Here is a 26,389-nt window from a genome sequence, read left to right as displayed (position 1 = left end):
CGAGGTCTAACCGCGGGGGCGCTGCCTTCGCTCTCGCACGAGCTGCACCAGCTCGCCGATCGTGCGGGCGAGCGCATCGAGGGTCGCGAGCGCCAGGCAGCCGAGGCCCAGCCACCCGCCAGGCAGGATGCGAACGCGGGCGAAGAGGGCGAAGGTTGCGGCGAAGTGCGCCAGGGAGAACAGCAACGCGCCGGCCAGCGTCGCCACGACGTGCGCGGCGAGGCGCACGCCGGTGTGGGCCTTGCGCGCCAAGAGCGCGAGCACCAGCGCGCCGACCAGCAGCACGCCCAGGATGACGACGACCTGCGGCTCCCGAGACAGCAGCTGCCACCCGCTCTCGACCACGGGTACGCCGGGCTGGCCTGCGCCGCAGCCCGACGGGATCTCCTCCGTCCAGGCGAAGGGCAGGCTCGCCAGGAATCCGGCGAAGAGCACGAGGCGCAGCCAGGGCGCGCGCCGCGGCCAGGGTCGTTCGGCGCTCACAGCAAGAGCGGCGTGCGTCCGGAGAGCACGACGTCCCACCAGCGGAAGGTTTGTGCGAGCACGTGGTCGAGCTGCCAGGTGCCGCTGTCGATGGAGTCCCCCTGCTTGCGCGGCGCGGGCTTCATGGCCTCGTCCGGCAGACAAAACGCGGCGAGCGAAGAGCTCTGGAGCAGGTGCAAGACGCCGTCGGACCAGCCGCCGCCGGCGTAGGCGATCACCGCCGGCACGCGCAGCGCCTTCAAGTCCTCGAGCGCGTAGGGGATCTTCTCGTCCGTGGTGCCGGACGAGTCCTGGTACTTGCACTCCAGCGCCAGCGCCTCACCCGTCGCCGGGAGCAGGAGCAGGAGGTCCACGCGCCGCTGCTTGCCGATGATGCTGGTGCCGAGGCTCACCTCTTCGTAGATGTGCAGGCCCCGGCCCGAGTAGGCCGAGAGCAGATAGCGCGCGACGAGCCTGCGGTACTGGTTTCCGGTCATCGCCGGGCAACATCGTACATGCAGTCGTCTCGCCGGGCACCCGCTTCCGAGAGGCGCCGCTCTGCGGTCTGAACGGCCTCCGCACACACGTCAGTGCCCAGGAAGTGGCGGCCGAGCTTGGCAGCCGCCACACCCACCGAGCCCGAGCCGGTGAACGGATCGATGACCAGAGCCCCCGGCTCACTGCTCTGGCGCAGCAAGATCTCCGAGAGCGCCACCGGCTTCTCCGCAGGGTAGCCGCCGCGGATGCGCGGGCAACGGATCACGTCGGCGATGGACAGATCGGTGAGCTTTCGCTTGCCCTTCTCGAGGAACAAGATGAGCTCGTGTCGCGAGCGGTAGTGGTAGCCCATTCCCAGGAGCTCCTTGTCCCAGATCAGGGCCTTCCAGAACTTGAAGCCCACCTGCTCGGCGATGGGCTTGGCGACGAACATCGTCTCCTGGTCGCAGAACAGGTAGAGGTGGCTGTTCTTGCGGAGCACGCGGTAGAGCTCGGCGAACAGCTCCGGAAAGCGCGCGTTCGGGAAGATCCGGAACCAGTCGTTGCTGCTCGCCTTGCTCTGCTTGAGGCGCGTGGTGGTGCCAATGGCGCGGTGCTTCTCCAGCGACTCGTAGGCCGGATCGGTGACCACCAGGTCCACGCTGCCGTCCGCCAGCGAGCCGAGCCAGGTCACCGCGTCTTCGCGGGCGACGTGAAACGTCGTGGGGCTGCTCGGGGCGCGGGGCACCGGGTCCGTGGGAGCGGTCAGGCGAAAGGCTGCGGGGTCGTCGAGCCCGCGGTCGGACATGCCCGACACCTATCACTGGCCGGGCGTGCAGTCGTCATTCCGGGCGACCGAGCTCGGATCTTGCTCGTCACATCTGGCGAAGAAGGCGCCTTTTCCCGGCGATTGCCCCGGGCTGCCTGCCCGGGGGGCTTCCTGTTACCCTGAGTCTGCGGGTTTTTGCTCGCAGCACGCGGCTGCGTATCCTGAGACGACGGCCGTGCCTCCATGAGTCAACGCACCCCCCCCGAGCGCCCATCCGACGCGCCACCCGAGAGCGACTGGGGAGAGGACACCTTCACCGAGACCAGCCCCCTCGCCAAGCGCTGGGCGCGCGTCGTCAGCCAGGCCTCGGAGCCGCCGCTGGTTCCGGCCATGCCCGAGCCGCTCGAGAACGGACGCTACGTCGGACGCTACGAGCTGGTCACGCAGATCGCCAAGGGCGGCATGGCCGCGGTGTGGCTCGCGGCGCGGCAGCGCCGGAGCGGCGAGCGCGAGGTAGTGGCGCTGAAGACGCTCCTGCCGAACCTGTCCTCGGACGTGTCCTTCGTCCACATGTTCCTGGACGAGGCGCGCCTGCTTTCGGAGATCCGCCATCCGAACGTGGTCGCGATTCGCGACGTGGGCATGCACGGCGACATCCCGTTCGTCGCCCTCGAGTGGGTCGAAGGTGACTCGCTGAGCGCGCTGCTCCGAGCGCTGAGCGCGAAGGGCAAGGAGGTGCCGCTGTCCATAGCGCTGCGCATCGTCGGCGAGGCGTGCTTGGGCCTGCACAACGCCCACGAGCTTCGCGACAAGAAGGGCGCGCTCATCAACCTGGTGCACCGCGACGTCTCGCCGGCCAACATCATGCTGAGCTCGTCCGGTGACGTGAAGCTCATCGACTTCGGCGTGGCGAAGGCCTCGGAGCGACTGGCCGAGCAGACGCGCACCGGCGTGCTCAAGGGCAAGGTCAGCTACATGGCGCCGGAGCAGGTCCTGCGCCTGGCGCCGGATCGGCGGACCGACGTCTGGGCGGCTGGAGTGGTGCTGTATCGGCTGATTTCCTCGCGATTGCCCTACGAAGGGGACATCGCGACCATCGTGCGCCAGATCAAGTTCGGCGAGCCTCTGCCGCCGTTGCCGGCCGGCACACCCCGCGCCGTGGCGGAGATCGTGCACCGCGCCATGTCGCGGGAGCCGGGTGATCGCTTCCAGACCGCGGCGGACATGCGCCGCGCGATCCAGTACGCCTACGCCGAGGTCTGCTCGCCGGTTCCGAAGGATCAGTTCGCGGCCTTCGTGGTCTCGAACCTGGGCCCGGTGATTCAGGAGCGGCGTGCCGCGCTGGCTCGGGCGCTCGGTCGTCCCGCCGGCTGACGGCTCACCAGTCCTGCTCTTCTTCGGCGCTGCCGGGCGCGACGGTCTTGCGCACGGGCCCCGGGTTGCCCAACTTGCACAGCTTGTCGCCGGTCACGAGCGGCCGGCCGTAGGGCACCGCCTTGCTCGCCGCCTGCACGTACACCTGACCGTTGCCCACGGGCTTGGGGATGATCGCGCCCGCGGTCAGAGGACGACCCATCCGGGCGTTCTCGATGGTCACGATGACGTCGTCCCCCGATTGTTTGTAGCCCCAGTACGAAGCTCCCAGGCTGTCGGCCTTGGCGCCGGCGCAGGCGATGCCCTCGGAGCTGACGGCGACGACGAGCTGCGTCTCCGGATCGATGGTCGGTGCCGGGCCTTGCCACTTGAACGACGGATCACCGGGCGCGCCCAGGGCGACGGCGAGACAGCTGCACACCGGCGTCTTCTTGTCCGGCGCGAGGGCGACGTCGTGCCGCGCTCCGAGCAGCGCGTACTCCGAGGCCATGTCGTCGGCTTGCCCCTGGCCCTGCACCGGAGGTTCGTCGTCGAACTCCTCGCTGTTCTTCTTGCCGGTGTTGAGGTTGGCGTTGGCGCTGGCCGAGACCCGGCAGCCCGTGACCGCCAGGGTGAGGGCCGAGACCAGAATCAGCAGAGTCCGCACGGCAAAAGCCTGGCACCTCTCTCGCGGCGGGGGCAACTCTTGGGTGGGCCTCGGCGCGGGTGTAGCCTCGGTGGGGATGGATTTCGACGCCCTCAGAGCGCGGCTCGCGGACTCCCCGGCGCTCCTGGCGGAGGGCCGGGTCCGGGCGGTGACCGGGCTGTCGGTTCGGTTGAGCCTGCCCGGCGCCCGGGTCGGGGACGTGGTCGTGCTCAAGCGCCGCGGCAGCCCGCTCCAGGCGGAGATCGTGGGCTTCGAGCAGGGCGAGGCCGTCGCCATCCCGCTGGGCGAGCTGACCGGGGTCGGCGTGGACGACCCCGTCGAGTCCACCGGCGCGCCGCTCGAGATCGCCGCGGGGCCCGCCCTCCTGGGTCGGGTGCTCGACGGCCTGGGACGGCCTGCCGACGGGCGCCCCTTGCCGGAGGGCCTGGCGCGGGTGCTGGTGGATCGCGCGCCTCCTCCCGCGCTCGGCCGCCGTCCGGTCTCCGAGCCGCTCGCGACGGGAGTGCGCGTCATCGACGGCCTGCTGAGCCTGGGCGTGGGGCAGCGCGTCGGCTTGTTCGCGGGCTCGGGCGTCGGCAAGAGCACGCTGCTCGGCGCCATCGCTCGGGGCACCAGCGCCGACGTCGTGGTGGTCGCGCTGGTCGGCGAGCGCGGGCGCGAGGTCGGCGATTTCCTGGAGCACTCGCTGGGTGAGGTCGGGCGCCGGCGTTCCGTCGTGGTCGTCGCGACCAGCGACGCTCCCGCGCTCGAACGGCTCAAGGCCGTGCAGGTGGCGACGGCCGTCGCCGAGAGCTTCCGCGACGCCGGCAAGAGCGTGCTCCTGCTCGTGGACTCGGTCACGCGTGTCGCGCGTGCCCAACGCGAGGTGGGCTTGGCGGCCGGTGAGCCGCCGGCGCGGCGCGGCTACCCGCCCAGCGTGTTCGCGCTCTTGCCGCGCCTGCTCGAGCGCAGCGGTCAGAGCGAGCGCGGCGCCATCACCGCCATCTACACCGTGCTCGTCGAGGGCGGAGACATGGAGGAGCCGATCGCCGACGAAGTGCGCGGCATCCTGGATGGGCACATCGTGATGGACCGCCGCATCGCCGCCCGCGGACACTATCCCGCCATCGACGTGCCGGCTTCCTTGTCGCGGGTGATGGACGCGGTGGTCGGCTCGAATCACGTCGCGGCCGCGCGGCAGCTGCGCGCGTTGATCGCGACCTACGAAGAGAAGCGCGATCTCATCACGCTGGGCGCCTACGCCAAGGGCAGCGATCCCAGGGTGGATCGCAGCATCCAGGCGCTTCCGGAGATCGAGCGCTTCCTGTGCCAGAACGCCGAGGCGTCGAGCTGGGACGCCACGCTCTCGGAGCTGGAACGCCTCGCGTCTCGGTTCGGGTAGTCACGTGGACAGTCTTGCCATGATCAGATCACGGTGCGCCATCGAGGCGGGAGTGTGAGAACCGGCCGGGACCGGCGGCGGCTGTTTCGACAGAGTGGAAGCGTCGCGTGGCGTTCGCTGTCGTCAACGGAGTGAAGAAATACCCCTCAGGCCGTGCGGGCTGCCTTGTCCCCGGACTCGCCCAGCTCTTCTTCCAGCTCTTCCAGGAGCTTCTTGGCGCGCCGGCTGAGCTTCTTCGGAACGGCGACCTCGGTCACCACGTGCAGGTCCCCGCGCCCGCGGCCGTCGAGGCGGGGCATGCCCTTGCCGCGAATGCTGATCACCGTCCCGGGCTGCGTGCCGGCGGGGACCTCGGCGCTCACGCTCACGCCGTCCGGGAGCTCGACCGTGATCTCGCTGCCGAGCGCCGCCTCCGGGAAGGTGATCTCGCGGCGAGCGACCAGGTCGTGGCCGTCGCGCTGGAAGCTCTCGTCCTCTTCGAGCACCACGTCCACGTAGAGGTCGCCGGGAACGCCGTTGGCGGGGCCCGGCATGCCCTGACCGGGGACGCGCAGCGTTTGACCGCTGTCGATGCCGGCGGGGAAAGTGACCAGCACCTTGCGCTTCTTCTCGACGTAGCGCGTACCCGAGCAGTCCGCACAGGGCTTCGAAATGAACTCGCCGGAGCCCCGACAGACCGGGCACGTGGTGCTGAACATGATGAAGCCACGCTGGGTCGTGACCTGGCCGTTGCCGCCGCACTGCTGGCAGCGCTCGGGACGCGCGCCCGCCGCGGCGCCGGTGCCCGAGCAGGTCTCGCAAGGGGCGCTGCCGCGGATGCCGACCTCGTGCTTCACGCCGGTGAAGGCGTCCTTCAGGCTGATGTGGGCCTCGACGCGCACGTCTTGCCCGCGCTCCGGGCCGCGCTGGCGCCGGCGCTGGCCGCCGAAGCCGCCAAAGCCCCCGAAGAAGTCCGAGAACAGGTCCTGGAACTGGCTCAGGATGTCGCCCATCCCGGCCTGCTGGAAATCGAAGCCCCCGCCCATCCCGGCGTGGCCGAAGCGGTCGTATTGGGCGCGCTTCTGCTCGTCCGAGAGCACGCTGTAGGCCTCGGTGGCCTCCTTGAATTTCGCCTCGGCCGTCGGGTCCCCGGGGTTCCGGTCCGGATGGAACTTGAGCGCCGCTTTGCGGTAGGCCTTGCGGACGTCGTCCGCACTGGCCTCCTTCGAGACCTCGAGCACCTCGTAGTAGTCGCGCTTTTCGCTCATTGAACCGGGGCCCGGACCGGGAGGACGATGAGACTAGACAATAAGCTCCGAAAGACCCCTGTCAACGCGACGAAGCGGCTCAAGAGGGCTCCGCCTTGCGGGCCTGGGCCTCGAGGACCAGGCGCTGCTGGAGGGCCGCCAGGGCCCGTTCCAGCTGGCGCTCGGCCTGGGTGCCGTCCGAGCCGGAGGCCGCCGAGAGGCTCCAGCGCGCGGCCTCCAGGTCGGCCTCGCTGACCGCGTTGCGCTGCGCCAGCTCGGTCAGGGTCTCGAGCAGCTCCCGGCCGAGCCGCTCCACCTGCCGGAGATCCCGCTCCAGCCGACGGACCTCGGCGCCCCTGGCCTTGAGCTGCGCCTCCAGGGAGTCGACCTCGTCGCCCTCCTTCTCGGCGTCCACCGCCGAGAGCGCACTGATGCGCTGGTCCTGATGCTCGATGCGCTCCCGGAGCTGGTGGTTGTCGGCGCTCTCCTTCGCCAGCTCCTCCCGGAGCGCTGCGACCTGGCCTTCGAGCACTCTGAGCGGCTCGCCGGCGGCCGCGCGCTCGCGGGCGATCTCGTCGCGCAGCGCCTCGAGCTCGGTCTCAGCCTCGTCGGCCCGGGCGTCGGCGACCGCGGCGCGCGCCTCGACCTCGGCCACCCAGCGCTCGCGCTTGGCCAGCTCCGCGCGCAGGGTGATGACCTCCTCGGCGCTCGCGTCGCGGGTGCGCGCGGTTCGCAGCTGGCCCTCGAGCTCGCTCACCTCCGCCTCGAGGTCGGCCATGCGCTCGCGCATGCGCCGCTCGGCCTCGCGCGCCGAACCGAGCTCCGCGTCGCTCTTGGCGCTCTGGGGGCGCGCGCTCAAGATCTCCAGCGGGAGCTGCACGATCTGGAACTCGTCCAGGCGCAGCGGCACCGAGCTCGCGAACGCGATGAACCACTCCGGCTCCTCCGCGCCGCCGGGAACGAACGCGGTGTCCAGCGACGGCTCGGGCGTCTCCTGCGCGGCGAAGTCCACCACCGCGAAGCCGACGAACGGCGTCTGGCCGAGCATGCGCACGTGCTGGAACTCGGAGGCGACCGCGTCGTAGAGCTGGTAGTAGTCGAGGGCCGAGTCGAAGCTCGGGCCACCAGGCAGCAAGCGCTCGCTCACCTCCGGGTTCGGCGCGGCGACCAAGGCGACCCCCCGGGGCGAGAGCGCCCGGCGCAGGCGCTTGAGCACCGAGTGCGCCGGACCGGTCATGGTCAGGTCTTCGACCACGCCGACGTCGAACGCGCCTTCGCGCAGGGCGAGGCCCATGTCCGAGAGGGCCGCGATGGCGATGTTCTGCGATCTGTTGCGGACCGTGCTCTCGGCGACCCGCGCCGCGTCCGGGTCGTAGACGTGGACCAGGCGCGCGCCGCGCTCGAGCAACTGCTCGGCGAGCCCGGAGGACGAGTCCCCGAACACGATGACGCGGCGGCCTTCGAGCACCGGCTCGGCGTAGGCCGCAAGGGCGACGCTGGCGCGGACGGACTTCCGTTCGAGCATGGGGGCGGGACGCTATTGCAGATCCCGCCGCGATGGAACCGCTGGCTCAGGGCTGGCGGCAGACGGCCGGAACCCGGCACGGGCTGCCGCAGTTCAGCGCCAAGGCCAGCCGATCCGGCGAGGTCGTGCCGAGCCCGGTGCCGGCGAAGCAGAGCATCACTGCGTCGTCTACGCCGATGCTCGCCGAAGGCTCGCGGCACAGACCGTTGATGCAGGTGCCGTCCTTCAAGCCGTGCATCGGCGGGCAGTCCACGTCGGCGTCGCAGACCAGCGCGCGGCAGTCGGTCGTCGCGTCCGGCTCATTGCTCTCGCCGACGTCGCACACTCCGACCAGGTTGCCGGTGGTGTGTAGCGCCAGCGCCTTCTTGTCGGGCGCGTGCTGTCCGGCCACCAGCGCGAGCTCGCACTTGCCCTCGCGATCGCAGCTGGCCTTGATGCTCCGGGACTCGGTGTCCCGGAGCGTGCGCTCGCTGACCTTGCGACAACCCGGCGCGAGGACGAGCAGTAAGAGCAGCCAGAACCGCATCGGGCGAAGCATACACCGCTGAACCTGGTAAGACTCGGGAACGATGACCGTGTTCGAGAAGACGCTGGTCGTGGACGGCATCACTCCGGTGGGCGCCTACGCGGCGCTGCGCCGCGACGCAGGGAAGGGCTGCTTCCTGCTCGAGAGCGTGGTCCCCGGCGAGCGCTGGGGACGCTACTCCATCCTGGGAGTGCGACCCCGGAGCGAGGTCGTAATTTCTGCGCAGTCGGGCCGTGATCCCTTCGCGCGTCTCGCCGAGCTCTTGCCCGCGCTTCCCTCTCATGAAGCCGACATCGCGAAGAAGCTCGCGACGTCCCACTTCGGCGTCGTCAGCTACGACGCCGTGCACTCGGCGTTCAGCGTCGATCCCTGGCCGGGACCGTCCACCCCCGTAGTGCGCCTGGTCGGGGAGCCCACGGTCGTGGTCTTCGACAACCTGACCCACACCGCGACCCTGGCCGGAACCCGCGCCGAGGAGGTCGAGCGAGCAGAGCAGCTGCTCTCACGGGCCGCCGCGCTGCCGCCGCTCCCGGCGCCAGATCCGAGCCTGGTCCCCGCGGACCTCGAGCTCGACACCTGCGACGAGGCCTACGGGCAGAGCGTTCTGCGAGTGAAGGAGCACATCTTGGCCGGTGACGCCTTCCAGGTGGTGGCGGCGCGCACCTTCTCCGTGCCGGCGCTCGGCGCCGACGCCTTCGACGTCTACCGGGCGCTCCGCGTGCTCTCTCCGGCGCCCTACATGTACCTGTTCGAGCTGCCGGCGCGGGACGACGCTCCGGCGATCGCGCTGGCCGGAGCCAGCCCGGAGACCCTGGTGCGCGTCGAGGGCTCGACGGTCACCGTTCGACCCATCGCGGGGACGCGGCGTCGAGGCAGGACGCCGGCCGAAGACGCCGTTCTGGCCGAGGAGATGCTCTCCGATCCCAAGGAGCTGGCGGAGCACGTCATGCTCATTGACCTCGGGCGCAACGACGTCGGGCGCGTCAGCCGCCCGGGCAGCGTGCGCCTGGAGAAGCGTTTGGTCGTGGAGCGCTTCAGCCACGTGATGCACATCGTGAGCGAGGTCGCCGGCGAGCTCACCGACGCCGTCGGCCCCTGGGACGTGCTCCGCGCGACCTTTCCGGCGGGCACCCTGACCGGCGCGCCGAAGGTGCGTGCCATGCAGATCATCCGCGAGCTCGAGCCGCGTCCGCGCGGGGTCTATGGCGGCGCGGTGGGCTGGGTCAGCGCGGGCCGGGAGCTCGACTTCGCCATCGCCATCCGCACGGTGGTGCTCCGAGACGGCCGCTTCGAGGTCAGCGCCGGAGCGGGCATCGTGGCCGACAGCGTGCCCGAGCTGGAGGCCAAGGAGACGCGGAACAAGGCCCGCGCCGCGCTCGCCGCCGTCGAGGCGGCTCGACGAACACGTTTCAGTGGCTAACGTCTCGTGAGTGACCGAGTGGCTGAAGAGCAGCATGCCCGCGTGGGCGCGCCCAGCGCTCGACTGGCTGATCACGCCTCAGGTGCTCGCCACCGTGACGCTGCTCTCGCTGCTCCTCCTGGTGGCCAGTGTCGTCGCTCTGCCCTGGTTCGTCGCACGCCTGCCGCGGGACTACTTCGTGCGCCACGACCACGAAGCGCCCATCAGCGTCATTCGCAGCCCCAAGTGGCGCCGTCCGCTGCACGTCGCGAAGAACGTGGCGGGCGGGCTCCTGCTCGTCGCCGGGCTCGCCATGTTGGTCCTGCCGGGCCAGGGGATCTTGACCATCGTCATGGCGCTGGTGCTCCTCGACTTCCCCGGCAAGCGCACGCTGGAGCGCAAGCTGGTGGCTCGCCCGCACGTGATGCGCGCGCTGAACGCGCTCCGGCGCCGAGCCGGCGCGCCGCCCTTGATCCTCGATTGACGAGCGCGGTCCGCTGGGGTGAAAGACCATCGATCCATGGACGACGAGAACGCCTTCGGCCTGCTGCTCTCCTGGGCCGATCTCGAGCAAGAGGAGTACAGCCAGGAGCCCGCCGAGTTCGCCCGGCGCTGGCGCGCGTTTCGCGACGCCTGGCGCGACGCGCTGGGCATCTTCGCGCTGGGTCAGGACGTGCGGGCCCTGGATCTCGGCCACGCGCTCTACCTGGAGCTCGCCGACGGCGATCAGACCGAGGACCCGATCGCCTGGCTGAAGCTGGTGCGGGCGCGCCTCTCCGAGCAAGGCTTTGCGACCGTGGGCGTGGTGAGCTACGGCGGCCGCTGGCTCGCCGACGAGGCCGGCAGCGAGCTCCCGGAGATGAACGGCGTGTTCGTCGCCGTCGCCTCGGCGCCCAGCGAGCCGCTGCGGCGCGCGCTCTGGGCCGACACCGCCGCGCACCACGATCAGGCCGACGCGCCGGATGGCTGGGGTGCGGGCCTGTACGTGGACACCGAGGCGGTCGAGGCGCTCGGTCGCAAGTTCAAGAACGAGCCCACACCGCTGGTCAGCGCAGGGGCGACCTTCTACCGCCTGGGCGCCTGAGCTCGAGAACTTCAGCCGCCGTCGCCGCTGCCCGAGGCGTAGCAGTCGCCGGTGCAAACGTAGGTCGTGCCACCGATGTCCTTGAATTCGCCGTTGGTACACGTGCAGCAGGCGCACGTGGTGCAGGCTCCGCAGATCGGCGGGCTGGCGTTGCAGTCCACGCCCGCACACGGATCGCCGCCGCCGCTGCCGCTCGCACCGCCGCTGCTGCTGCCGCCGCTGCCGCTGCCGCCCGTGCCGGATGTGGCCGCGAAGCAACCGTTCTGGCAGACGTACGCAGTGCCGCCGATGAAGGTCTGGGCACCGGGCTGACAGTCGGTGCAGCCGCAGCGATTTGCGCAGGTCTTGCCGCAAATGGGCGCCGCGCCCTTGGTCTGATCGGTACACGGCGCGGAGGGCGGGCCGCCGCCTTCCTCGGCGCTGCAGGCCACGAAGCCGAGGAGCGCGAGCCCGCTCACCGTGACGCTCCGGAGGAGCCATCGCATCATGGCCGAACTCTACGGCAGAACCCCGCGCGACGCGAGAGCTGTCACTGGCACGCGGCGTCCGTCGGGGCGCAGCGCGTGATCGCCAGCATGTACTCGCCCGACTGCGCCTTCCCCGATGCCACGAAGCTGTCCACCACGAAGGTGTGAGCGCCGGCCGGCAGCGTGCGCTCGATCAGACGATCGTGGCGGGCCTTGCACGCCGCCCCGGTCGTCCCCCCGGAGAGCAGGTGCAGGTCCACGTCCACGCCCTCGCGGTCGAAGAGCATGGCGCGGATCGGCGTGGGCTCGCTCACCACCAGCGTGTAGTACTGCTCCGGGCCCGACTCGTCCGCCGTCGAGCCGCAGCCGGCGTAGACCTCGATGGCGTCGTCCGGGGCGGCGTCGGTGTTGGCGTGGTGCGTGAACGGGAGTGCATCCACCACGAAGGGGTCGGCGCTCGTGCCGGTGCCGCTCGTTCCCGGTACGGTCGCGTCCGGGGCCTGTTCCGTGTCCACCACGACGCGCTTGACCACGTCGAGCTGCTGCATGCTGGTGAGATTCCGCACGTTGTAGCTGAAGGCGAGGCCCGCGCTGGTGAACACGCAAGGTTGGCTCGACCCGGCGACGTACACGTTGCCGTGCAGGTTGTCGCCGGCGAGCCCTTGTTTGGGCAGATCCTTCGTGCCCAGGTACATGCTCAGGTAGGGCAGCTGCCGGCCTTCGGCGATGCCGCGGGTGACCACGTCGTAGACCTCGGCCCAGAGCGCCGCCGTGGCGTCGTCTCCCCGAGGCAAGAGCCCTGCCACGATCGGCACGACGCCGGAGCTCTCGAGCTGATCGAGCAGCTTCGACAGGTTCTCGTGGAAGGGCCAGAGCGCGCTGGCGAAGGTCACCCCCATCTGCATGTCGTTGGTGCCGTAGCTCACCAGCGCGAAGCGCGGGTTCAGCGCGCCGAGCTCCTGGCTCATCGGCGAGGGGCTGCCGGCGGTGGCCCAGCTCGCGCTCTTGCCGACCACGGCCGCCAGCGAGGCGCGGTCGAACGGCGTGGTCCCCGCCGCGCTGCCCTTGCGGAAGTGCTGGATGCTCGGCAAGAGGGCGTCGTTGCCGGCTAGCTCGAGCTGGTAGCTCGGCTGCGACGGGCCCGCGAAGCAATACATCAGGTTCTTGCTCACGGTATGCGAGTCGCCGACCTTCATGAACACGTCCGGCTTGCGGCTCGCGTCCAGGCTGGCGATGGCGCGCAGGCGCTTGGCGACGTGCTCGTTCACCGGGGAAGTGACGGCGTTCGCCGGGTAACGCGTCGGGCCGTCCGCCGTACCGCCGCTGCCTCCGCTGCCGGCAGCCCCGCCGCCGGTGCCGGCGCTCCCTCCGCTCTGTCCCGCTTGACCGCCGCTCGACGCGCCGCCGCTCGACGCGCCACCGCTCGACGCGCCGCCGGCGGCCGGCTGCTTCCCCGTCCCTTCGTCGCTGCTGCACGCGGCAGTCAGCCCGAGCACGGTGACGAGGAGCAGGCGCACGGGCGGAGTCTACGGCGGCCGCGCCCGAGGCGCGAGAATCAGGCGAGGTCCCGCTCGTAGACCCGGTACTTCTTGTAGATCTCGCCGCCCATGAACTTGATGCCGACGTTCACGGCGGCGTTGTCCTCGAGCGTCCACGACAGCTCGCCCCACGTGACCCCGATGGCTTCGGCGGAGCGGTGCATCTTCGCGTACAGGCAGGTGCTGAGCGCGCCGTATTTCTTCACGCCGCGGTACTTCTTGCGGATGCCCAGGATGATCAGCCGCGCCGACTTGGGTCCCTTCACCTTCAGCCGGTAGAGCAGCTTGGGCAGTCCCAAGGGGAAGAGCTTGCCGTGCAGGTCGCCGATCAGCTCGTTGACGTTCGGCAACGCCAGCGCCACCGCCGCCGGTGAGCCGTCGATCTCGGCGATGTAAGTCAGCTCCGGCATCAAGATCGGCTTGAGCTCGCTCGCCATCTTGGTGAGCTCGGCCTCCGTCAGCGCGACGAAGCCCCAGTTGTCGCTCCAGGCGTCGTTGAAGACGTCCATGATGATGCGCACGTCGCGCTCGACGTTGCCCTTGTCCACGTGGCGCAGCTTCACCTCGGGCATGGCGTCCACGTCGGCCATGGCCTTCTCGGCCCGCTTCGGCACGTTGCCGACGGTGTAGCGCCAGGCGAACACGTCCTTGATCTTGGCGAGCCCGGCTTGCTCGATGAGCCCACCTTGGTAGCGCTGGTGGTGAGGCATCAAGATCATCGGCGGCGTGTCGAAGCCCTCGATCAGGCAGCCCATCTCCTCGTTGATGTTGAGCGACAGCGGCCCCCGCATCTTCTTCATGCCGCGGCGCGAGAGCCACTTGGCGGCCGCGTCGAGCAGGGCCTTCGCCACCTCCGGGTCGTCCACCGTGTCCAGGAAGCCGAAGAAACCGACGTCGTCCTTGTAGCGCTCCAGGTGTCCGCGATCGATCTGCGCGCTGGCCCGGCCGACGCACCAGCCGTTCTTGTAGGCGGTGAAGGTGGTGGCCTCCGCGTGCTCGAAGAAGGGGTTCTTCTTGCTCAGCCGCTGCTTCAGGTCGAAATCGAGGGGGCGGACGAAATTCGGGTCGTCGCGGTACACGTAGTCCACGACGTCCAAGAAATCGCGCAGGTCGCCCCCGATCGGGGTCTCACGAACTTCCACCGACATGGCGCGCGGAATACGACGCTGAATGGCGCGGAGTCAATCGCGCCACAAAAAGCGCCGCCGCGCGCCGAAGCCCAAGGCGGCGAGCGCCAAGAGCGTGGCCCAGGGACTGCGCCCGGACCGCCCAGCCAGGCGGCAGCCACAGCCGCCGTCGTCATCGCCGGTGGTTCCGCCCTTCACGTTCGGACCCGCGTCCGCCTTGCCGATGCTGGCGCCGGTTCCGGTCCAGCCGCCGCCGCTGCCAGCCGCGCCGCCGCTCGGCGCGCTGCCCGCGACGCCGGCGCCGCCCGCAACGCCGCCGCCCGCGCCGCCGCTGCCGCCGCTGCCGCCGCTGCCGCCGGAGCCGGGCGGGTAGGCGCAGTCGCACCAGTTCGACTGATGTCCGTTGTTGGCGCCGCAGGCGAAGGGGTTCTGGGTCTCCTTGCTGCATCCGGGGCCGGCGCCGAAGCGCGCCGTGCACACCATGCCGGCCGCGCCGCAGAACGCCGCGCAGCTCGAGCCGTCGTTGTAGACCCCGGAGCAGGTGGTCGCGCTCTGGGCGCACAGCTCGTACGCGGCGACCGCCTCGATGCCGGCGCAGGGTCCGGGCGTGCCGGCGTCCGCAGTGGCGTCGCAGCTCTTCAGCACGAAAACGGTCTCGTCGGCGGAGTCGCTCTTGCCGTCGTCGCCGTCGAGCACGAGCCGGCAGCTGCCGCCGACGGCGCAGTAGGCGGTGCCGATCACCATCTTGGTGCAGCCGTCGCCCTGGGTCTGGTCCACGCTCTTCTTCTGCGTGCCGCCCTGATCGTCGAACAGCGTGTAGTCGGCGTCGTTGGTCCGGTTGGTGGTCGCGCGGTAGCTGGTGGTGACCTCGTACATGCCCGCGGTGGTGATCTTCGGCTGCCAGATGGCCTTGCCCTTGCGGGTGCCGTCGCCGACGTAGGCGCTCAGGTAGCGGTAGTTGCCCTTGCAGGCGTCCACGCTGTGGCTGACCCAGTTCTCGGGCTTCACCTCGGAGTAGCCCGAGCCCGGAGTGTCGTTGTCCACGCTGATCGTCAGGCCCACTGGGCACGCAGCGCGCGCCGCTGGAGCGAAGACGAGCAGGGCGGCGACGACCAGGGCGCGGCGCATGTCCTGCTCAGATCACGCCGTACTTCTTGCCGACCTTCTCGAAGGCCTCCAGCCCGCGGTCGAGGTGCGTCTTCTCGTGCGTCGCCATGTAGCTGGTGCGCAGCATGGCGTGCTTCGGCGGAACGCCCGGCGAGATGAACGGGTTGGTGTAGATGCCGTACTCCTCGAGCAGATCGCGCCACATCATGATCGTGCGCAAATCCTCGCGGATGTAGATCGGGATGACCGACGTCTGGGTGTGGCCGAGGTCGAAGCCCAGGCTCTTCAGGCCGTCCCGCATGTAGGTGAAGTTGTCGTGCAGCTTCTGGATGCGCCAGCTCTCCTCCTGCATGAGCTCGAAGGCGGCCATGGCGGCGGCCACGTTCGGCGGCGCGGCGGCGGCGGCGAACAGGAAGCTCGGCGCGAAGTGGCGGATGTAGTCGAGGACCTTGCGCTCGCCCACCAGCCAGCCGCCGATGCTGGCCAGCGACTTGCTGAAGGTGCCGCCCATCAGATCGACCTGGTTTTCCAGGCCGAAGTGGTGGGCGGTGCCGCGCCCGCCGGGGCCGATCACGCCCAGCGCGTGGGCGTCGTCCACGAACACGCGGGCGCCGTGCTTCTTCACCACGGGCACCAGCTCGTCCAGCTTGGCGATCTCGCCCTCCGCGCTGAACACGCCGTCGGTGACGACCAGCGCGCCCTCGCCGGCGTCCACCTTCTCCAGGGCTTTGTCGAGGGATTCGGCGTCGTTGTGGCGGTAGCGCACCAGGCGCGCGCCCGCCGACTGCCCGAGCCGAACACCGTCGTAGAGCGAGGCGTGGACGTTGCGGTCGATGACCGCGACGCTCTTCTTGTTGCTGAGCAGCGCCGAGCAGGTGGCGATGTTGACCTGGTAGCCCGTGGTGAAGACCAGCGCGCTCTCCTTGCCGAACCAGGCCGCGAGCTTGTGCTCGAACTCCTCGTGCATCTTCATGGAGCCGTTGACCAGGCGTGAGCCGGTCATGCTGGTTCCGAAGCGGTCGATGGCGGCTTTGGCCGCTTCGCGTACCTTGGGGTGGGTGGTCAGACCCAGGTAGTTGTTGGAGCCGAACATCACCACGCGCTTGCCGTCGATCACGGCCTCCGGCCCGTCGTTCAGATCGAGCGGGCGAAAGAAGGGGTAGATCCCCATCTTGCGCGCGTTGTCCGCGGCGCTGAACTGGAAGCACTTCTCGAACACGTCGCGGCCGCCGATGCCGGAGAGCGAGCTGCGCTCCTTCAAGGACTCCTTCATGTCTTCGGAGCCGAGCGAGCGCGCGCTGGTCGGGACGTGCGCGGCAGAGCCGTTGGCCTTGGGCTTCGGGCTCGGCGCGGCGGCCGCGTCGATCTCGCCCATGGAGTCGTCCACGGCCGGATCGATGGCGGGCAGGTCGTGGCCGTTCTTCAGCACGGCCCACGCCGCCTTCATCCGCGAGGGCGCATCCATCAGGCCCTCCACGCCTCTCATCACGCGGTCGTCCGAGACCCAGCGCATCACCGTCGGGCTCAGGAGGATCTTCTTGCCGCGTTCCGAGATCTTGTCTTTCAGTCCCATCGGGGATGCTCCTCACCCGCACGGGTCCGCCCAGGAACCGGCTTCGGGCGGCCAGTCACTACGTTACGACCCTCGTTTCGTCAATCGCGCGGAAACTGGTCAGGCCACGCGTCGCTGCCGGCCTCGTCGAGGCAGACCCGCTCCAGGCACAAGCCCTCGGGGGGCGCGGTGACCCCCAGGTCGCCGCGGGACCCGCCGGCGAGGGCGCGCGCCACCGTCCCGGTAGGCAGCCGGCCGCGCCCCACGTCCACCAGCGTTCCCGCGATGATCCGCACCATCTTGTAGAGGAAGCGGTTGCCGGTCACGACGATGTCGAGGCGCCCGTCCGTTGCCGCCTCGAGCTCGGCGCGCAGGATGTGCCGAACGGTGTCCTGGCGCGGATCACCGGCGGCGCGGAAGGCCGCGAAGTCGTGCTCGCCCACCAGCGCCCGCGCCTCCTCGGCCATGGCCGGGTGGTTCAACCTCTCCGCCACGCGCCAGCTGAAGCGCGACAGGAAGGGATCGCGGACGGCGCGCTCGAGCAGCGAGTAGCGGTAGGTCTTGGTGAGCGCGTGCGCGCGCGGATCGTAGCCGACCGGCACCCGCGCGGCGCGCACCACCGAGATCTCGTCGGGCAGGTGTTGGGCCAACGCGAGCGCCCAACCGCGCGGTTGGATGTCGCGCGTGGTGTCGAACGCCACACACTGCTCGCGCGCGTGCACGCCGGCGTCGGTACGACTGACGCCGCGTACCAGCGACGCGCGCGCGTCGATGGCGCGCACCGCCCCGTCGAGCTCACCGGCTACGGTGCGAGCCTCCGTCTGGCGAGCGAAACCCGAGAACGGCCCGCCGTCGTACGCGACCGCCAAGAGGACGCCGAACGCCGGGTCCACTCAGTCCGCGGCGGCGTCGCTGGTGCCGCCAGCGCCGGCCGTGCCGCCGCTCGAGCCGCCGGCGCCCGCGCTGCCGCCGCCGCCGGGCGCGCCCGCCGCGGCGGTCGTGGCGGTGCCGGGCTTGGTGACGCAGCCCGCGGCCGCCGCCTGCTCGCGCGCCTGCTTGTCCGTACCCGATGCGTCGTGCACGTCGTAGAGCGGCAGCTCGGGGCAGCTCGGTGTCTTGTTCTCGTCGTCGCCGCAGCCCCAGGCGACCAAGAGCCCCATGACGACGCTCGCTGCGAGCACCATCGGACCTTGAAAGCTTCGAGCGCGCATCACTTGCCTCCGCCCTTCGGCACGAAGTTCATCGGAACTTGGGTGTCGACGCAACCCCCCTCGGGGGCCGGGAAGCTCGCCGAGCGGAACAGGCCCACCACGCAGGAGGCCACGCCCGGATCACCCAGGGCGTTTGAGGCCACACCGGCGCTGCACACCTGACCGCCCGGACCGACCCGCACGCTGATCACCAATTTGCCCTGCAAGGTGGCGTTTTGCCGGAGGCCGCGCTCGTAGCAGCCACGAGCGGCGCCCGCCTTGGCCGCCAGGGCAGACTGAAGCGTGGCCCCGGCTGTGCCCTTGCACTCGCCTGCACAGCCGCCGCCGCCCACGCCGACGACCTTGCCGGCGGGCTTCTTCCCCGCGTCTTCCTCCGGGGGAGGCGGGGGAGGCGGGGGAGGCGGGGGCTGCTCGAAGACCTGGGGTGTGGTGGCCGGGGGTGGAGGCTGCACGCTCGCCACCGGCTTCTCGTCGCTCCCCCGCAGCTTCCAGAAGATCAAGCCTCCCATCAGCAGCAGCATCGCAATTGCTGCGGCTATGAAGGCTCCACTTCCCCCTTTGGGCGGGGGCGCCACCGATTGCGCCATCCAGCTTCCTCGAAACGGTCCCGGCAATATAGTCCACCCGCCGCGCCGCGGGCGACAAAAAATCTCAGCCTTTTCCCGGCGTTGGGGCGCTGAACATGGAAACCGCGGTGTCGCCCCAGGCGCGCGCGTCAGTGAGGACCAGCGGAAAGCCGGCGGGAACGGGCAGCGCGTCCCGGGCGGCGTGCTCGACCACCAAGCGTCCCCCGGCGCGCAGCGCCAGCGCCGGCAGCAGCATGACGAGCGTCGTCATCGCGCGGGCGGCGTCGGCCCATGGCGGATCCGCCAGCACCAGATCGTACGGCGCGCGGGCGCGGAGGGGTTCCGCTGCGCGCTCGACGGGCAGCACCAACACCTGGGTGGTCGCCCCGAGCTCGAGGGCCGCGAGGTTCTCCCGCAGCACCTTCGCGGCGGCCCGTTCGGCCTCGACGAAGGTCACCCAGGCGGCGCCCCGCGACAGCGCCTCGATGCCGAGCGCGCCGGTGCCCGCGTACAGATCCGCGACGCGGAGCCCGTCGAGCGCGCCCAGGATCTGGAACAGGCTCTCGCGAGCCCGGTCGCTGGTCGGGCGGGTCGCGCGCCCGCGCGGCGCCTTGAGCGTGCGCCCGCCGAGCCGCCCGCCGGTGACACGCATGTCAGAACGTGACGTTCACGTGCACTTCGCCGCCTTTGGGGCCGAGCCCCACCAGCGGCGTCACCCGCGGAGGGCGGGGCTTGGCCTTCGCGCTCGCCGGCTTCGAGTCGCTGGTCATGAGGAAATATGCGCCGACGCCAGCGATGACCGCGCCAGCCGGCGTGAGGATCCAGGCCAGCGTCTTGTTGCGCTTGTTGGCGTCGCAGATGTCCACGATGTTCGCCGACCGCGCCGCCAGATCCTTGTCCGGCGACTGGGACTTGGCCCCGGCGACCTTGCAGGTGTCCTCGCCCTTCAAGACCTGCGTCTTGCGGTAGTCCTCGTACTCGGAGTCGCTGGTCTGCGAGTACGACTTGATCCAGAAGTACGAGCCGCCTAGCACCATGGCGCCGCCGACGGCCACGCCGAGGTACCCGATGATCTTGCCGCTGTTCGCGCTACCCTTGTCCGCCGACGGATCCCCGCCGCCCGGCTTGCCGCTGCCGGCGGGCGTGGGGTTCAGCGTGACCTCGGCGCTGGAGCCGGCTCGAACGCTGACCGTCCCGACCGCGTCGTTGTAGCCATCCGCGCGGACCATGATCTTGTGCTCACCGCTCGGCAGCGTGAGCTCGGTGCGGCCGTCGGTGACGGTCCCGACTTCCTTGCCGTCCACGAACACCTTGCCGTTCACGCTGCCCGCGCTCACCACCACCACGCCGGTCGCCTCACCGGTCAGCTTGGCGAAGGCGTCGGAGGCGATGCTCATCAACGTGTCGTCCGACGGGTCGGTGAGGTTGGAGGCGTACTTGATCTGCACGTCCTTCTTCTGCTCGCCGCTCTCCCAGAGCCGCAGCACGGCGACGACCTCCTTCTTGCCGCTCTTCGCCAGCGTGCCCCAGATGTAGCGGCTGGCGCCGACCTTGTCGGAGATCTTCTTCTGGCAGCCGGCGTCGGGCGGGATCGGACAGCCAAGCGCGGCGGTCATCACTTCCAGGGAGTAGTCGCCCTTGGTCAGCGCCCAGCCGTCGGCACGGCTGATGGCGCGCTTGAGCGCGATGGTCAGCGCCTGAGCCTGCTCGAAGGCGTCCTCGCTGCCGATGGCCAGCACCTGGACACTCGACTTGGATTGGGCCGAGACGGAAGAAGCCGTGAGGAACAGGCCGAAGGCAAAGAGCACCGCGGAGAGCGTGCGTAGCATCGGGTGAAGGATACTACGTTTCTATCTTCGTCCACATCTGGCGGCGCATCTTCTGGCGTCCCTTGTCCCTGTGGGTGATGATGCGAGCCGCCCCCCAAGCCGCGAGCAGCTGACCCTCCTGGCCCAGCGCGGGCAGTACCGTGGAACCCACGAGGAACGTGCCTGGGATCGGGCCACGGATCGGCTCGCCGCCGAGGTCGAGGTAGCCGGTGGGCTCGACGCTCCAGAGCCACTGCATGGGCTCCGTGCCGGCCGTCGCGTGGCTCAGGTGGATGCGGTCCATCTCGCGCGGCGAGCCCCGGCTGCTGTCGAGGAGAGGTAGCCCGTCGTGGGGAGAGTCCACGATCAGGATGTGGTCGTCCAGGAAGGGCAAGTGCTCGCGCAGCGTGGCCAAGACGGCCTCGCGCGCCTCGAGCACCGTGAGCGGACCGCGCAGCGGCAGCACCGTCTCCGCCACCAGCGTGCTCTCGTCGCTGCCCGTATCCAGGCGCTGCAGGTGGACGGCCGGGCGGCGAGGGTCCGGCCTCGCCCCGGAGCGCGCGGTCAGGAAGGCTTCGGCCCCGAGTGGATCCGGCAATGCGGCGCGCTTCACTACCAGGCTGACGACGAAGCGTCCGGCGCTGGCGGTGAGGCGCGGCCAGTCACGGCGCGCCCCCGCGGTGATGCCGTCGCCGCCGGACAGGTCGGCGACGGCTTCGCCGGACAAGTCCGTCACGACGGAGTCGGCGCCGGTGATCTCCTCCTCACCGTCCTCGAGCACGCCGGCGATCTTGCCCAAGCGCACCACCAGCGCGGTGGCGCGCTGCGAAAGCCGGCACTCGCCACCGTGGGCCTCGATGCGCTCGAGCAGGAAGTCCTCCAGCTCGTCTTCGCCACGCTCGAGCGCCTGGATGCCCCGAGTCCAGGAGCCGTGCAGGCGCGCCAGCGCCAGCGGCGGCAGGTAGTCGCCGGGCGCGAACAGGCTGGTCGCGAAGAGCGGCGGCAGCGTCACGATCTCGCGGTAGGGATGGCCGACCGGGAATTTTCCCAGGAGGTCCGTCTCCGCGCCGCGCACCAGCGGCAAGAGCGCCGAGGCGCGTCGCGTCTCGATGCGCTCCCAGAGCGTGCCGGGGGGCCACACGGCGTCCTTCTCGAACACCGCGTCCACCGCCGCGTTCACCTGCGCGAAGCTGGCGTAGAGCTCGTCCACGAGCTGGCGCACCTCCGGGAACTCGCGGTCGATTTCCCGCGTGAAGAGCTCCATTTCGGGCGGGACCTCGAGGTGGCGGCCCTCGCTCGACACCACGAACATCGGGTCGAGCGGCCGCACCATGCGGCGGAAACGCGGGCTCTGCGCCAGCTCGTGGAGCATCCGCGACCAGACCGGGCTCGCGCCGAACAAGAGCGTGAAGGCGCGGCGCTTCAGGCGGAAGCGCTCGTACTCGTAGCTCGGGGGGCGCTGTCCCTGGCCGAGCAGCAGCACCCGGAAGTCGCGCCGGGCGAGCAGCGCAGCTGCCGAGAGCGCGCCGAGCGAACGCCCGAGCACGACCACGTCGAAGTGCCGCGCGGTCACCCGGCCCTCAGCCGCGCGCGCCCGCGCGATTCGGCAGTCGCCGCGACCAGCTCGACCCGGCCCGCTGCCAGCCAGCCGAGCGCCTCCACCAGCGCCAGGTGCTCCTGCTCCAGGATGCGCGCGGTCAGGCTCTCGACGCTGTCGTCGTCCAGCACCGGCACCGCGCGCTGCGTGATGATGGGCCCCGTGTCCACGCCGTCGTCCACGAAGTGCACCGTGCACCCGCTGAGCTTCACGCCGTGGGCCAGCGCCTGCGCCTGGGCGCGCAGGCCGGGGAAGGCGGGCAAGAGCGAGGGGTGGATGTTGACGATGCGCGCCGGAAAGGCCCGTAGGAACACCGGCGTGAGCATGCGCATGAAGCCGGCCAAGAGCACCAGCCCCACCCGGGCGGAGGTGAGCGCTTCCACCAGCTCGTCGTCGTAGGCCTCGCGCGTGGCGAAGTCCCGGTGCGACAAGACCAGCGTGGAGACGCCCGCGCGCCGCGCGCGCTCCAGGGCGGGGGCGCCGGCTTTGTTGGAGATGACCAGGCGCACCCGCGCGTCGAGCTGCCGGTTGGCGATCGCATCCAGGACCGCCTGAAGGTTGGTCCCGCTGCCGGAGACCAGCACGCCCAGCTCGAGCAAGCTCAGCCCTCCACGACCTCGACGCTGGCCTCGGCGCCGGGCTCGGTCGCGACGATCTCGCCCATGCTCCATGCCTCCTCGCCCGCTGCCCCGAGCGCGGCGAGGGCGGCGTCGCGTCGCCGTCCCTCGACCACTGCGACCAGGCCGACCCCCAGGTTGAAGGTCCGGCGCATCTCCGCTTCGGTGACGGGCCCGCCGCGCGCGATCACGTCGAACACCCGAGGCCGGCGGTGCCCGAGCCGAATTCTCGCGCTCGTTCCAGCCGGCAAGACGCGCGGCAGGTTGCCCTCGATGCCGCCGCCGGTGACGTGACACAAAGCGTGCAGGCCCGATCCCAGCGCCTTGCCCAGGCCCAGGCAGGCCTTGGCGTAGATCCTCGTCGGCGTGAGCAGGGTGTCGCCGACGCTCTCCTCGAGCTCGGGCAGGCGGGCGTCGAGCGCGAGCTTCATCTCCTGCTCGAGCACGCGCCGCGCCAGAGAGTATCCGTTCGAGTGCAGGCCGCTCGACGCGACGCCGATCACCGCGTCACCCACCTCTACACGAGCCGGGCCGAGCACCGCCTTCCGGGCCACCACGCCGACGCAGAAGCCGGCGAGGTCGTACTCGCCCTCTTGGTACATGCCCGGCAGCTCCGCGGTCTCGCCGCCGATCAGGGCGCACCCCGCCTGCCTGCAGCCGTCTGCGATGCCGGCGATGACCCGCTCGGCGACAGCGACGTCGAGCTTGCCGCAGGCGAAGTAGTCCAAGAAGAACAGCGGGCGCGCGCCGGTGGTGAGCACGTCGTTGGCGCACATCGCCACCAGATCGATGCCGATGCTGTCGTGCTTGCCGGTGGCGAAAGCGACCTTCAGCTTGGTGCCGACGCCGTCCGTTCCGCTGACCAGGAGTGGGTCCTCGACGTCCGAGGGCAGCGCGCACAGCCCGGCGAAACCGCCCACGCCGTCCACGACCTCCGCGATGCGGGTGCTCCGGGCCAGCGGCTTGATGCGCTCGACGAGCTCGTCGCCCGCGTCGATGTCCACTCCAGCGTCGCGGTAGGTGACGGCCATGCCGGCCTTCTACACGGGATGTCAGCCGTCTTCTACTACCGGCCTGAGCAGGCGGACGAGGCCCCAGATGTTGAAGCACGCGAAGGCCAGGAACAGCACGACGAGACCGAGCGCCCAGCGCGTGGTCGTCGGGGCCTCGCCGTCGATCAAGAGCCAGGCGTTCTCCGGGAGCTTGCCCTCGCTGGCTCGCGCCGCGGCGTCCGTCAGCCCCGAGTGGCGGATGCTGGCTTGGGAGAACGGGATCAGGCGCCCCACGAAGGAGGTAGGTGGTACGAAGCGGGGACCTTCCATGCCGTCGGGCACGCGCACCTGCACCCAGACGCGATCGTTGCCCGCGATGGGCGCCAGGCGGTAGCCCCCCTGCTCCAGCGGACGACTGTAACGCACGGCACGCGTCGAGCTGAGCAGCGCCTCTCCCTGCACCCAGGTGTTGGCGAGCTCTGGCCGCGGCTCGAGCTCGGTGAGGTTCCCGAGGCTGGTCGGCGAGCCCTTGTGCAACGCGTAGCCGGCCTCGCCGCGGATCGCCCACACCATGCCGAGCGCCAGCACCGCGGTCACGGTCATGGTGGTGAGCGTCAGCGTCCGGCCGGGGCGCCGTGGGGTCGGCAGCGCCTCGAGCTCGGGGTCGGTTTCGACCGGGAGCGCTAGCGGCGGGAGCTCGGCGGCGGGGCGGCGGGTCATCGGGGGCTCGGACAGCCGGCTCGGGGCAGAGGTTCCAGGGCTGGCTCTGCGAGGCCGACCCCTTCGATATACCGCGGATTTGCCCCGGGCGCGCGGGCCGCGGCCGCGCCCCTGTTTTCCGCCCTCGGGATTTCCGGCTAGGCTGGTCGCCCCGAGCCCCGGGACGGGCTCAGGCCGTAGTCATGGCTGCCCCCAAAAAGATCATCTGCCCCTCCTGCGGCTTCAAGAACAACTCGCCGCTGCCCAACAACCGCTGCGTGTCCTGCGGAGCGAAGGTCGAGGACCTGAAGCGCGTGATGTCGCGCCAGGAGGAGCTCGAGCGCCGCTACCAGCAGGAGGGCTTCAGCCTGATGTGGTTCGGTATCGCCCTGGTGATTCAGGGCGTGCTGACCGCGGCAATCGTCATGGGCCTGCCCATGGTCGTGCCGGCCTTCGACTTCGAAGGCTCCGCAGGCATGTTGATCGCCATCCCGGTGTGGTTCATCGGAGGCCTGTTGATCGGGCTGATCTCCCCCGGACGCACCTTCGTCGAGCCGGTGGTGGCCGCGTTCTTGGTGGCCATCCCCACTGCCTTCCTGCTCTTGCGCGGCCAGACCGTGAAGACGATGCCCTGGTGGATGTACGTGCTGATGAGCGCCCTCGGCGTGTTCTTCACGCTGATCGGCTCGTATGTCGGTGAGCGCGTGCAGATGGGACCCGCGCCCAAGGCGGCCGACTGAGGGCCGGCGCGCTCGCTCTGCTCCTGACGGTCGCGTGTGAAGGCGGCGCCAGCGCCGGCGCGCGGGCCGAGGCGGAGCGTGTGGTGAGCGCCGTGCGCGCGCTGCGCGAGGCCGACAACGAGGACAAGCCGGCCCGGCTTGCCGCGCTCCGCGCCGTACCGTGCGAGCTGCCGGACGTGTGCGGCCTGCGGACCGAGTGCGTCTCGGCCTACGAGCTCTACACCAAGGGCCTGGACGCGGTGCGCGCCGTGAAGAAGTCCCTGGCCTCGGACGCCGGTGACGATGACGCCCGGCGGGCGGGCGAGCTGCTCGCGGGCGCCGAGCGCGACGTCGCCGCCGGCAAGCAGAAGGCCAGCCGTTGCGCGGAGATCGAGGGCCAGGTGGTGGCCAAGTACAAGCTCCGGTGAGCCAGGCTGGCGGGACCGGGAGCGGGGCCCCATCCTGGCAAGGTGAGCCCCGCCATCAGGAAGCTGTCGCTCTTCGGGGCCGGCGCGCTGACCCTGGCCTGTGCGCTGTGGCTCGGGCGGGGCATTCGGCACGAAGCGCCGCGCCGCGCCCTCGCGGCGGAGGTCTCCGCGGCAGCGCCGGAGCCGCCGCTCCGGCAGGCACGCCTCGGCAGCCTCGACGTCACCTTCCTGGTCGCGGCGGACACCCACGTGGGCTTCGCGGCGTCGGAGCACGGAGCGGACGGCGGCTTACGCGACCCCGTGAAGGAGCCGTCCGACAGCGATCGGCTCAACGCCAAGCAGATCGCCGAGATGAACGGCCTGCCGGGACGCCCGTTCCCGAGCGACCTCGGCGGCGCGGTCGGCACGCCTCGCGGCGTCCTGATCGCCGGCGATCTGACCGAAGACGGCAAGCCCTGGCAGTGGAGCCATTTCGTCAGCTGGTACGGGCACCGCGGCGCCGACGGGCAGCTCGCCTGGCCGGTGTACGAGGCGCACGGCAATCACGACAAGAACCACAGCTGGTTCACCCTCGATCGGATCCGCGAACGTCACGGCGGCACGCGCTACGCCTTCGACTGGGACGACCTGCGGGTGGTGTGCCTGGGCGAGGCGCCGGACGAGGAGGGGCTCGCGTTCCTGGAGCGCGATCTGGCGCGCGTCGGAAAGGAGCGACCGGTGGTCGTCTACCAGCACTTCCCGTTGCGTGGCCCTTACTCGACAGACAACTGGTTCGGCGACGGGCGCTACCGCGCCGACCTCGCGCGGGTGGTGTTCGGCTACAACGTCGTCGCGCTATTTCACGGGCACTACCACGCCTCCGGCCGCTACCGCTGGGAGGGCATCGACGTCTACAACGTGGGCTCCACCAAGCACGAGCAGTGGAGCTTCGGCGTGGTGCGGATCACGGACACGCGCCTGAGCTTCGCGTCGTGGCACTTCGGCGAGCGCCGCTGGGAGTTCTGGCACGACAAACCGATCAACGGCCAGCGCGGGGACGAGAAGACAGGCGGGACGCGGGGCGATCGCGGGCTCTACCTGGGCCGCTGACTC

The 26,389-nt window shown here is 70.6% G+C and carries 29 protein-coding genes; 8 read left to right on the top strand and 21 right to left on the bottom strand.

The window, feature by feature from the left end; genetic code table 11:
* Window positions 1–6 precede the first annotated feature (6 nt).
* Genes HS104_19620 through HS104_19610 form a run of 3 tightly spaced genes read right to left on the bottom strand, consistent with a single transcriptional unit; the run spans window position 7 to window position 1,747 of the window.
* Entirely contained in the window at window positions 7–483 is a 477-nt protein-coding gene (locus HS104_19620; GenBank protein MBE7482173.1) for a hypothetical protein, read from the bottom strand.
* Window positions 480–959 carry a hypothetical protein gene (locus tag HS104_19615; GenBank protein ID MBE7482172.1) on the bottom strand — a complete coding sequence of 160 codons (480 nt, stop codon included), beginning with the start codon at window positions 957–959 and terminating at the stop codon, window positions 480–482. The genes HS104_19620 and HS104_19615 overlap by 4 nt, the downstream gene beginning before the upstream one ends.
* Window positions 956–1,747, bottom strand: coding sequence for a site-specific DNA-methyltransferase (locus HS104_19610; protein ID MBE7482171.1), 792 nt, complete (start codon window positions 1,745–1,747; stop codon window positions 956–958). The genes HS104_19615 and HS104_19610 overlap by 4 nt, the downstream gene beginning before the upstream one ends.
* Window positions 1,748–1,951: 204 nt before the next feature.
* Between HS104_19610 and HS104_19605 the strand changes: the two genes are divergently transcribed.
* The gene (locus HS104_19605) at window positions 1,952–3,082 is read left to right on the top strand and encodes a serine/threonine protein kinase (protein MBE7482170.1); all 1,131 of its coding nucleotides are present in this window, start codon (window positions 1,952–1,954) and stop codon (window positions 3,080–3,082) included.
* Window positions 3,083–3,086: 4 nt separating this feature from the next.
* Here HS104_19605 and HS104_19600 read toward each other — a convergent pair whose 3' ends face one another.
* On the bottom strand, window positions 3,087–3,728 hold the full coding sequence (locus HS104_19600; protein ID MBE7482169.1) for a hypothetical protein: 642 nt from the start codon (window positions 3,726–3,728) through the stop codon (window positions 3,087–3,089).
* A 76-nt stretch (window positions 3,729–3,804) separates the two neighbouring features.
* Here HS104_19600 and HS104_19595 point away from each other — a divergent pair, with 76 nt between their 5' ends.
* Entirely contained in the window at window positions 3,805–5,109 is a 1,305-nt protein-coding gene (locus tag HS104_19595) for a FliI/YscN family ATPase (GenBank protein ID MBE7482168.1), read from the top strand.
* 146 nt (window positions 5,110–5,255) lie between these two features.
* Here HS104_19595 and dnaJ read toward each other — a convergent pair whose 3' ends face one another.
* The 3 genes from dnaJ to HS104_19580 all read right to left on the bottom strand — a co-directional run bounded on the left by dnaJ (window position 5,256) and on the right by HS104_19580 (window position 8,386).
* Window positions 5,256–6,356 (bottom strand): molecular chaperone DnaJ, encoded by a 1,101-nt coding sequence (dnaJ, locus tag HS104_19590; protein ID MBE7482167.1) that lies wholly within the window; start codon window positions 6,354–6,356, stop codon window positions 5,256–5,258.
* 79 nt (window positions 6,357–6,435) lie between these two features.
* Entirely contained in the window at window positions 6,436–7,860 is a 1,425-nt protein-coding gene (locus tag HS104_19585; GenBank protein MBE7482166.1) for a hypothetical protein, read from the bottom strand.
* Window positions 7,861–7,906: 46 nt separating this feature from the next.
* Window positions 7,907–8,386 (bottom strand): hypothetical protein, encoded by a 480-nt coding sequence (locus tag HS104_19580; protein ID MBE7482165.1) that lies wholly within the window; start codon window positions 8,384–8,386, stop codon window positions 7,907–7,909.
* 43 nt (window positions 8,387–8,429) lie between these two features.
* Here HS104_19580 and HS104_19575 point away from each other — a divergent pair, with 43 nt between their 5' ends.
* The 3 genes from HS104_19575 to HS104_19565 are packed head-to-tail and all read left to right on the top strand — an operon-like array spanning window position 8,430 to window position 10,869.
* On the top strand, window positions 8,430–9,806 hold the full coding sequence (locus HS104_19575) for an anthranilate synthase component I family protein (protein ID MBE7482164.1): 1,377 nt from the start codon (window positions 8,430–8,432) through the stop codon (window positions 9,804–9,806).
* Between the two features lie 34 nt (window positions 9,807–9,840).
* Entirely contained in the window at window positions 9,841–10,269 is a 429-nt protein-coding gene (locus HS104_19570; protein ID MBE7482163.1) for a hypothetical protein, read from the top strand.
* A 36-nt stretch (window positions 10,270–10,305) separates the two neighbouring features.
* Window positions 10,306–10,869 (top strand): hypothetical protein, encoded by a 564-nt coding sequence (locus HS104_19565; GenBank protein ID MBE7482162.1) that lies wholly within the window; start codon window positions 10,306–10,308, stop codon window positions 10,867–10,869.
* Between the two features lie 11 nt (window positions 10,870–10,880).
* Here HS104_19565 and HS104_19560 read toward each other — a convergent pair whose 3' ends face one another.
* The 14 genes from HS104_19560 to HS104_19495 form a co-directional block, all read right to left on the bottom strand.
* Window positions 10,881–11,357, bottom strand: coding sequence for a hypothetical protein (locus HS104_19560; protein ID MBE7482161.1), 477 nt, complete (start codon window positions 11,355–11,357; stop codon window positions 10,881–10,883).
* A gap of 41 nt (window positions 11,358–11,398) precedes the next feature.
* On the bottom strand, window positions 11,399–12,853 hold the full coding sequence (locus HS104_19555; protein MBE7482160.1) for an SGNH/GDSL hydrolase family protein: 1,455 nt from the start codon (window positions 12,851–12,853) through the stop codon (window positions 11,399–11,401).
* Between the two features lie 38 nt (window positions 12,854–12,891).
* On the bottom strand, window positions 12,892–14,022 hold the full coding sequence (locus HS104_19550; protein ID MBE7482159.1) for a hypothetical protein: 1,131 nt from the start codon (window positions 14,020–14,022) through the stop codon (window positions 12,892–12,894).
* 33 nt (window positions 14,023–14,055) lie between these two features.
* A complete protein-coding gene (locus HS104_19545; protein MBE7482158.1) occupies window positions 14,056–15,129 on the bottom strand; it encodes a hypothetical protein in 1,074 nt (357 codons plus the stop codon).
* A gap of 7 nt (window positions 15,130–15,136) precedes the next feature.
* A complete protein-coding gene (locus HS104_19540; protein MBE7482157.1) occupies window positions 15,137–16,681 on the bottom strand; it encodes an aminotransferase class I/II-fold pyridoxal phosphate-dependent enzyme in 1,545 nt (514 codons plus the stop codon).
* 80 nt (window positions 16,682–16,761) lie between these two features.
* Window positions 16,762–17,553 (bottom strand): tRNA pseudouridine(38-40) synthase TruA, encoded by a 792-nt coding sequence (truA, locus tag HS104_19535; protein ID MBE7482156.1) that lies wholly within the window; start codon window positions 17,551–17,553, stop codon window positions 16,762–16,764.
* Entirely contained in the window at window positions 17,554–17,871 is a 318-nt protein-coding gene (locus tag HS104_19530) for a hypothetical protein (protein ID MBE7482155.1), read from the bottom strand.
* Window positions 17,871–18,380 carry an AgmX/PglI C-terminal domain-containing protein gene (locus HS104_19525; protein MBE7482154.1) on the bottom strand — a complete coding sequence of 170 codons (510 nt, stop codon included), beginning with the start codon at window positions 18,378–18,380 and terminating at the stop codon, window positions 17,871–17,873. Before HS104_19525 ends, HS104_19530 begins: the two co-directional genes overlap by 1 nt.
* Before the next feature lie 142 nt (window positions 18,381–18,522).
* Complete coding sequence (rsmD, locus tag HS104_19520; protein ID MBE7482153.1) at window positions 18,523–19,089, bottom strand: 16S rRNA (guanine(966)-N(2))-methyltransferase RsmD; 567 nt, start codon at window positions 19,087–19,089, stop codon at window positions 18,523–18,525.
* Between the two features lies 1 nt (window position 19,090).
* Complete coding sequence (locus HS104_19515) at window positions 19,091–20,266, bottom strand: PEGA domain-containing protein (protein MBE7482152.1); 1,176 nt, start codon at window positions 20,264–20,266, stop codon at window positions 19,091–19,093.
* 13 nt (window positions 20,267–20,279) lie between these two features.
* Entirely contained in the window at window positions 20,280–21,818 is a 1,539-nt protein-coding gene (locus HS104_19510) for a phytoene dehydrogenase (protein MBE7482151.1), read from the bottom strand.
* Window positions 21,815–22,513, bottom strand: a complete 699-nt coding sequence (locus HS104_19505; protein ID MBE7482150.1) for a phosphoribosylglycinamide formyltransferase — start codon at window positions 22,511–22,513, stop codon at window positions 21,815–21,817. Before HS104_19505 ends, HS104_19510 begins: the two co-directional genes overlap by 4 nt.
* Window positions 22,444–23,490 (bottom strand): phosphoribosylformylglycinamidine cyclo-ligase, encoded by a 1,047-nt coding sequence (locus HS104_19500; GenBank protein MBE7482149.1) that lies wholly within the window; start codon window positions 23,488–23,490, stop codon window positions 22,444–22,446. The genes HS104_19505 and HS104_19500 overlap by 70 nt, the downstream gene beginning before the upstream one ends.
* Window positions 23,491–23,511: 21 nt before the next feature.
* Entirely contained in the window at window positions 23,512–24,171 is a 660-nt protein-coding gene (locus HS104_19495; protein ID MBE7482148.1) for a hypothetical protein, read from the bottom strand.
* Between the two features lie 182 nt (window positions 24,172–24,353).
* Here HS104_19495 and HS104_19490 point away from each other — a divergent pair, with 182 nt between their 5' ends.
* The 3 genes from HS104_19490 to HS104_19480 all read left to right on the top strand — a co-directional run bounded on the left by HS104_19490 (window position 24,354) and on the right by HS104_19480 (window position 26,386).
* Window positions 24,354–24,890: a hypothetical protein gene (locus tag HS104_19490; GenBank protein ID MBE7482147.1), complete on the top strand. Its 537-nt coding sequence runs from the start codon at window positions 24,354–24,356 to the stop codon at window positions 24,888–24,890.
* 83 nt (window positions 24,891–24,973) lie between these two features.
* Complete coding sequence (locus tag HS104_19485; GenBank protein MBE7482146.1) at window positions 24,974–25,297, top strand: hypothetical protein; 324 nt, start codon at window positions 24,974–24,976, stop codon at window positions 25,295–25,297.
* 42 nt (window positions 25,298–25,339) lie between these two features.
* Window positions 25,340–26,386 (top strand): hypothetical protein, encoded by a 1,047-nt coding sequence (locus HS104_19480; GenBank protein MBE7482145.1) that lies wholly within the window; start codon window positions 25,340–25,342, stop codon window positions 26,384–26,386.
* The last annotated feature ends 3 nt before the right edge of the window (window positions 26,387–26,389 follow it).

The sequence above is a fragment of the Polyangiaceae bacterium genome (genome assembly GCA_015075635.1).
Lineage (GTDB): Bacteria > Myxococcota_A > Polyangia > Polyangiales > Polyangiaceae > JADJKB01.
The sequence above is the reverse complement of the archived record's forward strand: the minus strand, read 5'-3'. Positions and strand labels throughout refer to the sequence as shown.